At 38.0% G+C, this 11,756-nt stretch carries 4 protein-coding genes, 2 tRNA genes and 3 rRNA genes; 8 read left to right on the forward strand and 1 reads right to left on the reverse strand.

The window, feature by feature from the left end:
- Positions 1 to 144 precede the first annotated feature (144 nt).
- The 5 genes from ACNI3C_RS05570 (at position 145) to rrf (ending at position 5,453) form a co-directional block, all read left to right on the forward strand.
- Positions 145 to 1,661, forward strand: a 16S ribosomal RNA gene (locus tag ACNI3C_RS05570).
- A gap of 86 nt (positions 1,662 to 1,747) precedes the next feature.
- Positions 1,748 to 1,824 (forward strand) — tRNA-Ile (locus ACNI3C_RS05575).
- Between the two features lie 38 nt (positions 1,825 to 1,862).
- Positions 1,863 to 1,938: transfer RNA gene (locus ACNI3C_RS05580), tRNA-Ala, on the forward strand.
- A gap of 350 nt (positions 1,939 to 2,288) precedes the next feature.
- A 23S ribosomal RNA gene (locus tag ACNI3C_RS05585) occupies positions 2,289 to 5,201 on the forward strand.
- 136 nt (positions 5,202 to 5,337) lie between these two features.
- Positions 5,338 to 5,453, forward strand: a 5S ribosomal RNA gene (gene rrf / locus ACNI3C_RS05590).
- The 16S, 23S and 5S rRNA genes sit together here with 2 tRNA genes alongside, the layout of an rRNA operon.
- A gap of 90 nt (positions 5,454 to 5,543) precedes the next feature.
- On the opposite strand, the gene ACNI3C_RS05595 is transcribed toward rrf, so the two are convergent.
- The gene (locus tag ACNI3C_RS05595) at positions 5,544 to 6,236 is read right to left on the reverse strand and encodes a response regulator transcription factor (RefSeq protein WP_419771261.1); all 693 of its coding nucleotides are present in this window, start codon (positions 6,234 to 6,236) and stop codon (positions 5,544 to 5,546) included.
- A gap of 122 nt (positions 6,237 to 6,358) precedes the next feature.
- On the opposite strand from ACNI3C_RS05595, the gene ACNI3C_RS05600 reads away from it, so the two are divergent.
- The 3 genes from ACNI3C_RS05600 to ACNI3C_RS05610 all read left to right on the forward strand — a co-directional run bounded on the left by ACNI3C_RS05600 (position 6,359) and on the right by ACNI3C_RS05610 (position 11,537).
- A complete protein-coding gene (locus ACNI3C_RS05600; RefSeq protein WP_419771262.1) occupies positions 6,359 to 7,858 on the forward strand; it encodes a TolC family protein in 1,500 nt (499 codons plus the stop codon).
- Positions 7,859 to 7,927: 69 nt separating this feature from the next.
- Positions 7,928 to 10,093 carry a type I secretion system permease/ATPase gene (locus ACNI3C_RS05605; protein WP_419771263.1) on the forward strand — a complete coding sequence of 722 codons (2,166 nt, stop codon included), beginning with the start codon at positions 7,928 to 7,930 and terminating at the stop codon, positions 10,091 to 10,093.
- Positions 10,080 to 11,537 carry an HlyD family type I secretion periplasmic adaptor subunit gene (locus ACNI3C_RS05610; RefSeq protein WP_419771264.1) on the forward strand — a complete coding sequence of 486 codons (1,458 nt, stop codon included), beginning with the start codon at positions 10,080 to 10,082 and terminating at the stop codon, positions 11,535 to 11,537. The genes ACNI3C_RS05605 and ACNI3C_RS05610 overlap by 14 nt, the downstream gene beginning before the upstream one ends.
- Positions 11,538 to 11,756 lie beyond the last annotated feature (219 nt).

Below are 11,756 nucleotides of genomic sequence, written 5' to 3' on the forward strand. Positions count from 1 at the left end.
TAAAATAAATGGTTAGAGAAGATATAATCTTTGTAAACCGAATATATACTTAAAACAAAAAGAAGAATAGAAGAATTCTTCGTCTAAACAATGAGTGATAATTTTGTAATAAAATACAAAAATGTCAGTTTCAAACGAACATAATTTATGGAGAGTTTGATCCTGGCTCAGAGTGAACGCTGGCGGCGTGCTTAACACATGCAAGTCGAACGAGAACGGATTTAAGCTTGCTTAAATTGTCAGCTAAGTGGCGCACGGGTGAGTAATATATAGGTAACGTGCCCTAGAGAAGAGGATAACAGTTGGAAACGATTGCTAAGACTCTATATGCCTTTATCACAAAAGTGAGCAAGGGAAATATTTATAGCTCTAGGATCGGCCTGTACGGTATCAGTTAGTTGGTGAGGTAATGGCTCACCAAGACAATGACACCTAACTGGTTTGAGAGGATGATCAGTCACACTGGAACTGAGACACGGTCCAGACTCCTACGGGAGGCAGCAGTGGGGAATATTGCACAATGGACGAAAGTCTGATGCAGCAACGCCGCGTGGAGGATGACACATTTCGGTGCGTAAACTCCTTTTATATAGGAAGATAATGACGGTACTATATGAATAAGCACCGGCTAACTCCGTGCCAGCAGCCGCGGTAATACGGAGGGTGCAAGCGTTACTCGGAATCACTGGGCGTAAAGAGCGTGTAGGCGGGTTAATAAGTTTGAAGTGAAATCCAATGGCTCAACCATTGAACTGCTTTGAAAACTGTTAACCTAGAATATGGGAGAGGTAGATGGAATTTCTGGTGTAGGGGTAAAATCCGTAGAGATCAGAAGGAATACCGATTGCGAAGGCGATCTACTGGAACATTATTGACGCTGAGACGCGAAAGCGTGGGGAGCAAACAGGATTAGATACCCTGGTAGTCCACGCCCTAAACGATGCACACTAGTTGTTGCCATGCTAGACATGGCAGTAATGCAGTTAACACATTAAGTGTGCCGCCTGGGGAGTACGGTCGCAAGATTAAAACTCAAAGGAATAGACGGGGACCCGCACAAGCGGTGGAGCATGTGGTTTAATTCGACGATACGCGAAGAACCTTACCTGGCCTTGACATAGTAGGAACTTTCCAGAGATGGATTGGTGCTAGCTTGCTAGAACCTACATACAGGTGCTGCACGGCTGTCGTCAGCTCGTGTCGTGAGATGTTGGGTTAAGTCCCGCAACGAGCGCAACCCTCGTGATTAGTTGCTAACAGTTCGGCTGAGAACTCTAATCAGACTGCCTACGCAAGTAGGAGGAAGGTGAGGACGACGTCAAGTCATCATGGCCCTTACGGCCAGGGCTACACACGTGCTACAATGGGGTACACAAAGAGCTGCAATACGGTGACGTGGAGCAAATCTCAAAAATGCCTCCCAGTTCGGATTGTAGTCTGCAACTCGACTACATGAAGTTGGAATCGCTAGTAATCGTAGATCAGCAATGCTACGGTGAATACGTTCCCGGGTCTTGTACTCACCGCCCGTCACACCATGGGAGTTGAATTCATTCGAAGCGGGGATGCTAAAGTAGCTACCTTCCACAGTGGATTTAGCGACTGGGGTGAAGTCGTAACAAGGTAACCGTAGGAGAACCTGCGGTTGGATCACCTCCTTTCAGAGAAGACTTAAGTCATTTGTTTGACTTAAGCAAATTAAGTATATGTTCGGTTTATAAAGATTATAGAAGTAAGTTGGTTAAATGGGCCTATAGCTCAGCTGGCTAGAGCGCTCGACTGATAATCGTGAGGTCACAGGTTCAAGTCCTGTTAGGCCCACCATTTTTAAGCTTACATGTAACCTTAAAGTATGTAAATGTGGGGAATTAGCTCAGCTGGGAGAGCGCCTGCCTTGCACGCAGGAGGTCAGCGGTTCGATCCCGCTATTCTCCACCATTTTCACAACATAAATCAAAGAATTTTTAGAGACCAAATATAAGTTTTACAAGAGGTAAGATTTATATTTGGTTTGTAAAAGGATCAAAAGTTATTTAAAAACATAATGTTAAAAGTCTTTAATTTTTCCATATGAGTAGAAGAAATTCTGTTTGTATAAGAAAGAAAAAAAACACAACTTTTTTATTAAATATGTTGCCTGCGTCTGTGCATAACTGCATAAAGACTACGGTTTCGAAACTGTAAATGTGAAACTGTTCACATTTAAAACGTTTCTCATGTATTTAATAAGATAGTAGCCAAGGAATAATTATTCAAAAAAGGTGAAGTAATTTAATTACTTTATTATCAAATAAGCTATTAAGGGCTAATGGTGGATGCCTAGACTGTAAGAGGCGATGAAGGACGTATTAGGCTGCGATAAGCCTCGGGGAGCTGCCAAAGAGCTTTGATCCGGGGATTTCCGAATGGGGCAACCCAATATGGTGAGAGCTGTATTACCCTGCGGGGGGCGAACCTGGCGAAGTGAAACATCTCAGTAGCCAGAGGAAGAGAAATCAAAAGAGATTCCCAAAGTAGCGGCGAGCGAAATGGGATTAGGGCAAACCCAATGCTTGCATTGGGGGTTGTAGGACCAAGATGTGAGACTTAAGAGAATAGATGAATAAGTTGGAAAGCTTAAGCATAGAAGGTGATACTCCTGTAATCAAAATTCTCAAGAGCTCTATTGGTATCCTGAGTAGGACGGAACACGTGATATTTTGTCTGAATCTGGGGGGACCACCCTCCAACCCTAAATACTACTTACAGATCGATAGTGAACAAGTACCGTGAGGGAAAGGTGAAAAGTACTCCAGCGAGGAGAGTGAAATAGAACCTGAAACCATTAGCTTACAATCATTCGGAGCCCTATGATTTATCAGGGTGACGGACTGCCTTTTGCATAATGAGCCTGCGAGTTGTGGTGTCTGGCAAGGTTAAGTCAAGTACGAAGCCGTAGCGAAAGCGAGTCTTAATAGGGCGAATTAGTCAGATGCTGCAGACCCGAAACGAAGTGATCTATCCATGGGCAGGTTGAAGCTGGTGTAAGAGCCAGTGGAGGACCGAACCGATGGGCGTTGAAAAGCCCCCGGATGACCTGTGGATAGGGGTGAAAGGCCAATCAAACTTCGTGATAGCTGGTTCTCTCCGAAATATATTTAGGTATAGCGTTGTGTCGTAACATATGGGGGTAGAGCACTGATTGGGCTAGGGCTGCTTACCGCGGTACCAAACCCTGTCAAACTCCGAATACCATATGTGTAATCACAGCAGTCAGGCGGTGGGTGATAAAATCCATCGTCGAGAGGGGAACAACCCAGACTAACAGCTAAGGTCCCAAAGTCATATCTAAGTGGAAAACGATGTGGAGTTACTGTGACAACCAGGAGGTTGGCTTAGAAGCAGCCATCCTTTAAAGAAAGCGTAACAGCTCACTGGTCTAGTGATTCTGCGCGGAAAATATAACGGGGCTAAGATATGCACCGAAGCTTTAGACTTGGATTTATCCAAGTGGTAGGAGAGCGTTCTATTCAGCGTTGAAGGTATACCGACAAGGAGTGCTGGAGCGGATAGAAGTGAGCATGCAGGCATGAGTAGCGATAATTAAGGTGAGAATCCTTAACGCCGAAAACCCAAGGTTTCCTACGCGATGCTCGTCATCGTAGGGTTAGTCGGGTCCTAAGTCGAGTCCGAAAGGGGTAGACGATGGCAAATTGATTAATATTTCAATACCAACAATTAAGCGCGATGTGGGGACGCATAGAGTTAGTCGAGGTCACTGATGGAATAGTGGCTCGAAGGATGTAGGTTGATACTTAGGCAAATCCGGGTATCGTTAGACCGAGATCTTACAGGCCGAATAATCCTTTCGGGGAGCATTTGGAATCGATGATACTGTCGTGCCAAGAAAAGCCACTAAGTATATTAATTGTTGCCCGTACCGTAAACCGACACAGGTAGGTGGGATGAGTATTCTAAGGCGCGTGGAAGAACCCTGGTTAAGGAACTCTGCAAACTAGCACCGTATCTTCGGTATAAGGTGTGCCTACTATTGTATATGGACTTGCTCCAAAAAGCGATAGAGGTTGCAACAAAGAGTCCCTCCCGACTGTTTACCAAAAACACAGCACTTTGCTAACTCGTAAGAGGATGTATAAGGTGTGACGCCTGCCCGGTGCTCGAAGGTTAACTGATGATGTCAGCGTAAGCGAAGCATTTGATTGAAGCCCGAGTAAACGGCGGCCGTAACTATAACGGTCCTAAGGTAGCGAAATTCCTTGTCGGTTAAATACCGACCTGCATGAATGGCGTAACGAGATGGGAGCTGTCTCAACCAGGGATCCAGTGAAATTGTAGTGGAGGTGAAAATTCCTCCTACCCGCGGAAAGACGGAAAGACCCCGTGCACCTTTACTACAGCTTGACACTGTAGCTTGGATATTCATGTGCAGGATAGGTGGGAGGCTTTGATTACTAGACGCAAGTAGAGTATGAGCCATCCTTGAGATACCACCCTTGAATATTTGAGTTACTAACTGGGACGAGTTAACCTCGTTCAGGACAATGTCTGGTGGGTAGTTTGACTGGGGCGGTCGCCTCCTAAAAAGTAACGGAGGCTTACAAAGGTTAGTTCAAAGCGGATGGAAATCGCTTGTTGAGTATAATGGCATAAACTAGCCTGACTGTGAGACATACAAGTCGAACAGAGACGAAAGTCGGTCATAGTGATCCGGTGGTTCTGTGTGGAAGGGCCATCGCTCAAAGGATAAAAGGTACGCCGGGGATAACAGGCTGATCTCCCCCAAGAGCTCACATCGACGGGGAGGTTTGGCACCTCGATGTCGGCTCATCGCATCCTGGGGCTGGAGCAGGTCCCAAGGGTATGGCTGTTCGCCATTTAAAGCGGTACGCGAGCTGGGTTCAGAACGTCGTGAGACAGTTCGGTCCCTATCTTCCGTGGGCGTAGGAAAGTTGAAGAGATTTGTCCCTAGTACGAGAGGACCGGGATGAACGTACCACTGGTGTACCAATTGTTCTGCCAAGAGCATCGTTGGGTAGCTACGTACGGATGTGATAAGAGCTGAAAGCATCTAAGCTCGAAGCCAACTCTAAGATGAACTTTCCCTGAAGATCCCAGCAAGACTAGCTGGTTGATAGGCTGGATGTGTAAGCGATGTAAGTCGTTTAGCTGACCAGTACTAATAGATCGTTTGGCTTATTTTTATATTTCTTGGTTTACTATCTTATTAAGTACACAATACTTAGTAAAATGTGTTTATAAAGACTTTTAACATTATATTTAACTCTAAACAGAGTTGAGTAAAGAGTATATTTTTACAATATCTTCTTTACTCAACTTGCTGGTGGTTATAGAGAAGTGGAAATACCCAGACCCATTCCGAACCTGGAAGTCAAGCACTTCATCGCTGATAATACTGCAGGGTCCCCTTGTGGAAACGTAAGCCGCTGCCAGCTTTGAGTTTTTTACAAGCCTTTACCTAACCTATCTCTTTGATAGCTTTGGTAGAGGCTTTTTTTATAGTTGTTTTTTATGATATGGCAAATTTATTTTAAGATAATTCTGTATCCTACTCCTGAGATATTCTCTATACTCTCTTTCCCAATTTTATGTCTTAATTTATTTAACAGTGTTTTAAATGCCGAATCGGTTGTATCAAAACTGTCTTCCCATATATTTTCCTGCAGTTCCTCTTGTGATACTACTCTAGTTTTATTATTCAGTAAATATTCTAACAGCGCGAGCTCTTTTGAGGTTAAATTTTCTTTTATATCGTTTTTATAGAGTGTTTTTTCTTGTACATTATAAATAGCGTTATTTAAAAAAGTGATTTCATACGACCCGTTTTCTATGATTTCAAGTGTACATCGTTTAAGAGCATCTTCTAATTCTGTAAAATTTATGGGTTTAATCAAATAATCAACCAGTTTTAATTTGGTTGCTTCAATTAAACATTTTGTATCTATTCTTGCTGTAAGGAGTATAATAGGGATAGTTTTATTGATTGTACGAATCTCTTTTGCAAAATCTAAGCCATTTTTATTGGGCAAATTAATATCTGAAATGATGATATTGATACTCTTTTCATTGAAGTATTTAAGAGCTTCCTCTGAATTCTCACAAGTATAGACCTCTTTACAAAAAAGTTTTAAGACATTTGTTATGTTTTCTCGAATCACAATCTCATCTTCAATGTATAAAATGGTAAGGTTTTGTAGTATTTTATGTATATTTTGCATACCGATTGTTATTCCTTTTGTAATAAAAATAATAAATTTCATTATATTTTATTAAAAAACAGCATAAAAAAAACTTTTTTATAGTAGAATTAAAGATATTTTACTAAAAGGTAGCTGTAAAAATGAGTAATTTAATAAAAACATGTTTTATCTTAGTATTTTTTTGTATTTCTTTACATGCAATTACATTGCGAGAAAGTGTTGAAGAAGCAATTGTTTCTAATCCAGATGTGATAGCTGAATTAAAAAATCAAGAAGCATATCGTATGTATGTTGATGAAGAGAGAGCAGATTATCTTCCAACATTGAATTTAGATGGTTATGCTGAAAAATCTAATACCTATAATAATGCTGACGTGCAAGGGGCTCTTTCAGATAAGATTGAAAAAGATGGTTGGCACATGATTTTAAAGCTCGAACAAACCTTATATGATGGTGGTTTATCTCAGTCACAAGTGCGTGAACGAGAGTTTAATTACCAATCAAATAAAATGAGAAGTAATTATAAAATAGAAAAAGATGTCATCTACGAAATCACTCAAACATACACTGATTTGGTTATGTATGATGAACTTTTAAGTCTATCGCAGGCCATAATTAAAAGTCATGAAGAAAATTTGGTGACAGCAAAAGAGAAAGAAGAGATCAGTGGTGAAGTTTTAGAAACGTATCAAGTAAGTTCCAAATTGTATTATACAACTGAAAAATTTTTAGAACAAGAAGAGTCAAAAAAGAATACCATAGCGACGTTTAAAAAACTCGTTGGGAAAAAACCTACAGGCAAAATTTGTCGACCTATTATTGATGAATCCGTTATACCAAAAACTTTGGAAGAAGCAATTACCTATGGGATTAGAAATAATTATGAAATACTGCAAAAAATTGAAGATATCAAAAAACAAAGAGAGAAAATTACACAACAATATGCTGGCTATTTACCTACATTAACATTTGAGTTACAAGGAACATGGGATAACGACTTGGAATTAGATGAGAATGGCAGACAAGATATTTATCATGCACGATTAAATTTAAAATGGAATCTCTTTGCTGGAGGGAAAAATTATATAGGTACAAAAAAAGAGAAACTCTTTTTACAACAAGCTCAAAAAGATTTAGAACTCAAAACAGATGAAGTGGCAGAACAAATCTCAAATGCATATGAAAAATATTACTCAACTAAAAAAAGAATCAGCGCTTTGGAAAAATATTCTGAACATAACTTAAATATTTTAGAAGTATATAAAAAAGAGTTTGATGCGGGTACAAGAACATTTGTTGATATTTTAAATGCAGAATCAGAAGTCTATACTTCAAATACAGCATTGATTCAAAGAGAGTTTGAATTGTATACAAATTACTATTCACTGCTTTTAAATTTATCAAAGTTAAGTGATTCAATTTTAATGCAAAAGAAACAAATTTGTACAGAACCTGTTGTTAAAAAAGTCTCTATTAGAAAAATCATGAACAGTGATCAATCAACGACTAATGAACTGGATGGTTTATTGGATAATAGTGCTGAAATTGCACCTACAGCAGAAGAAAACAGAGCAATGGAAGCACAAAAGAATAAAGAAGAAAAAATTAATTTAGATGCAATTTATGAAAAAGCAAAATAGAAAGTATCATTAAATTTAGAATTATTTTTTATTTAGATAGAATATAAAAAACAAATTTAAAGGGTACACTTGGAAGCTCATACCGACGCAAACTTAAATGATAATACACTTAAAGAGAGAAGAACGGTTGATACATTACTTGAGTGTTTGATGTTTTTGGCCAAATATCATAAGAGAGAGACTTCTGCTGAATCTCTGACTTATGGTTTAGCCTTGCACAATAAGTCAATGGATTTAAAAATATTTTACCAAGCCGCACAAAGAATAGGGCTCATTCCTAAAAAAGTCAAACGAGAAAGAATCTACTCTTTATCAAAATTGGCCTTGCCTGCTGTTTTGCTTTTAGATAAAGAACGCTCTTGCATACTTCTGGATTATGATTTAGAAGAACAAAATGCTACGGTGATAATGCCAGGAATCAGCAAAGGTGAAACCGTAATCTCTTTAGACAAATTGGAACAAGAGTTTACAACTGAAGTACTTATCATTAAACCTGAATACAATTTTAGAAACAGAATTCAACGAGAAGTTCATGTGAATAAACCCAAAGAGTGGTTTTGGGGAACACTAAGAAGAAATTTTGATATTTATGGGCAAGTTGCTGTAGCCTCACTGTTTATCAATGTATTTATTATTGCAACCCCTTTATTTACCATGAATGTCTACGACAGAGTTTTGCCCAATAATGCCATTGATACGCTCTGGGCATTGGTTATTGGTATCTTTGTTGTCTTAACATTTGATTTTGTACTTAAACTCATTCGGTCTTACTTTTTGGGAATTGCGAGTAAAAGAGCGGATGTGATTATGTCAAATAAAATATTTGATCAGCTCTTAAATATTAAAATAGCAGAACGACCAGCTTCAACGGGATTGTTCGTGAGTCGATTGCAATCTTTTGAAAGTGTTCGAGAGTTTTTTACATCAGCAACCATTTCTTCTATCATTGATTTTCCTTTTGTCATTATATTTTTATTGATTATTTTTTATATTGGTGGGATAGTTGGATATATCACTCTTTTTACCATTATTATTACACTATCTGCTTCTTGGTATGTGCAAAAGCCTTTGCGAAAAATTGTTGAAAAAAGTGTCAAAGAAGATCAGATCAAACAGACAACAATGATTGAAGCGGTTACTGGATTAGAGATTATTAAAACAATCAGAGCACAAAATAGAATGAAAACCAATTGGGAACAATCAGTGAATGCCACAGTGCACTATTCTGACAAATCGCATTTTTTATCTCAATCAATTACTTATTTTACCAGCTATATTGCTTCATTTTCAAATATTGCTATTGTAGCTTTGGGAGTTTATATGGCGGCAGATGGATACATGACCATGGGGGCAATTATTGCAACTATGATGCTCAATGGAAGAGTCATAGCCCCTGTTTCTCAGCTTGCAGGTATGATTATTCGTTATGATAAAACCATGTTGGCGCTGAATAATTTAGATGAAGTGATGAAAATGCCTGTTGAAAAACAGGATAAAGAGTATATCAGCCGACCTCATTTAAATGGAAATATTGAGTTTAAGAATGTTGATTTTGCATATAAAGGCTCACAAGTTGCTATGTTTAAAGAGTTAAATCTTAAAATCAACAAGGGTGAAAAAGTTGCTATTTTGGGAAAAATTGGTTCAGGGAAATCTACATTGCTAAAAATGCTTATTAATCTCTATGAGCCAACGAATGGTTCTGTGCTTATTGATGGGGTTGATACAAGACAAATTGACCCTGTGGATTTAAGAAATGCGATTGGGGTTGTACCTCAAGAAGCCTTTTTATTTATGGGCTCTATTAAAGACAATATCACCATTGGTGAACAATATGCAACCGATGAAGAGATATTGAGAGCATCAAAAATTGCTGGCTTAGAAGACTTCTTAGCCAAACATGAATCGGGCTATGATTTAATGGTAGGTGAACGAGGAGATGGACTCAGTGGCGGAGAGAGACAAGCCGTAACGTTAGCGCGTGCACTGCTTTCTAACCCAGAGATTTTAATGCTTGATGAACCCACAAATTCAATGGACAGTCAAACAGAAAATGCGTTTATCAAACGACTGAAACAAATTATTGAGGATAAAACTTTGATTATTGTGACGCATAAAACGTCGATTCTTTCCTTAGTTGATAGAGTAGTTATTTTGGAAAATGGTCAAATTATTGCCGATGGACCTAAAGAAGTTATCTTTAATAAAATGGGAGCTAAAAATGCTTCGAAATAAAAAAGAACATATTGATAAATTAAAAGAAAAAACAAATCAGAAAATTGAAAGTACGAAAAAGAATCTTCAAAAAGCAAAAGATTTTGGTCAAAGAATGTTTGAAGTTCATGATGATGATGTTGAGTACATTAATACCTATTATGCCTATGCCAATGAGAGACCTACACGAAACGTAAATATTGTTTTTGTTATGATTGTAGGGTTTTTTATACTCACATTTCTTTGGACTGCTTTTGCAAATATTGATGAGTTAGCCAGAGGTGCTGGGAAAGTTATTCCTTCGAGTAAAATACAAACCATACAGAGTTTGGATGGAGGTATTGTTTCTGAAATTTTGGTCAAAGATGGTGATTTTGTCAAAGTGGGCGACACGTTGATGCGAATAGATACCACGCGATTTAAAGCCTCTTTAGAGGAGAGTAAACAAGAGTACTTAAGTTTGGTGGCAGTTAAAACCAGACTTCAAGCAGAACTAGACCTTAATCCAAATAAAGAAATCCCAGTATTGGTATTTCCAAAAGAGGTAGAAGAGAATAATTCAAACTATGCTACTTTACAAAATAATATCTATAAATCACGAGTGGGAGAGCTTAAAACTTCATTGAGAGTTTTAGAGATTCAGTATAAACAAAAAGTGCAAGAACTCAGAGAAATTGAGGGGACTGAAAAACAATTGACTCGAAGTTTAGAGCTTATTGGACAACAACGAATTACTATCAAAAAGCTTGCGAAGTCTGGTATTAAGTCAAATTATGATGTTTTAAATATAGAAAAAGAGTACAGTCAAGCCAGTGGAGATTTGGAGGCTGCAAGATTGTCAATTCCCCGTTCAAAACTTGCCATTGCTGAAGCTGAAAATAAAATCATTGAAAAAGTCCAAAATTTTAAATCTTTGGCATCTGAAGATTTGCAAAAAACCAGTGCCCAAATCAAAAAATTGGAGTCTCAATTGGTCTCAGATGAAGATAAAGTGGCAAAAACCGAAGTGGTTTCTCCTGTGAATGGAATCATTAAACAAATCAATAAAAATACGATTGGTGGGGTTGTTCGTTCGGGTGAAGATTTGATTGAAATTGTTCCAGACAGCAACATCTTACTGGTTGAAGCTAAAATTGATCCACGAGATATTGCTTTTATTAATCCAAGTCAAAAAGCCATTGTAAAAATCACGGCATACGACTTCTCCATTTATGGTGGATTAGAGGGGAAAATCACTGAAATTTCAGCGGACAGTATTATTGATAAAGAGTCAAAAGAGGGAAAAAGTTACTATCGAGTTGTCATTAAAACAAATAAAAATTATTTGGAAAGACACGGTGTAAAACTTCCTATTATTCCTGGAATGGTTGCAAGTGTTGATATTGTAACGGGAAAGAAAACGATTTTGGATTTCATCTTAAAACCTATTTTAAAAGTGAAACAAAATTCGTTGCATGAGCGATAAAATAGCAAACGTAACATAGAGAAATAGTTGAGCTTTTACATAGAATAAAGAGTATTAAATCTTTATGATTTTACCCCTAAAAATTCTATGTTATACGTAATTGAGAAATTGAAAATATGCCATAAAAGTTACTGATAATAGAGATAATTATTAATTGTATAAAAGAAACTTTTTAGAAACTTTTTTTTTGTACAATGTGAGTATAAAGAATAGATTCAT

The sequence above is a fragment of the Marinarcus sediminis (SeqCode) genome, assembly GCF_048571275.1.
Taxonomy (GTDB): domain Bacteria; phylum Campylobacterota; class Campylobacteria; order Campylobacterales; family Arcobacteraceae; genus Marinarcus; species Marinarcus sediminis.

What these genes read in the sequence shown, in the direction of transcription:
- ACNI3C_RS05595 (WP_419771261.1), bottom strand. Translation starts at nt 6,236, where the DNA reads ATGCAAAATATACATAAAATACTACAAAACCTTACCATTTTATACATT.
- ACNI3C_RS05600 (WP_419771262.1), top strand. Translation starts at nt 6,359, where the DNA reads ATGAGTAATTTAATAAAAACATGTTTTATCTTAGTATTTTTTTGTATT.
- ACNI3C_RS05610 (WP_419771264.1), top strand. Translation starts at nt 10,080, where the DNA reads ATGCTTCGAAATAAAAAAGAACATATTGATAAATTAAAAGAAAAAACA.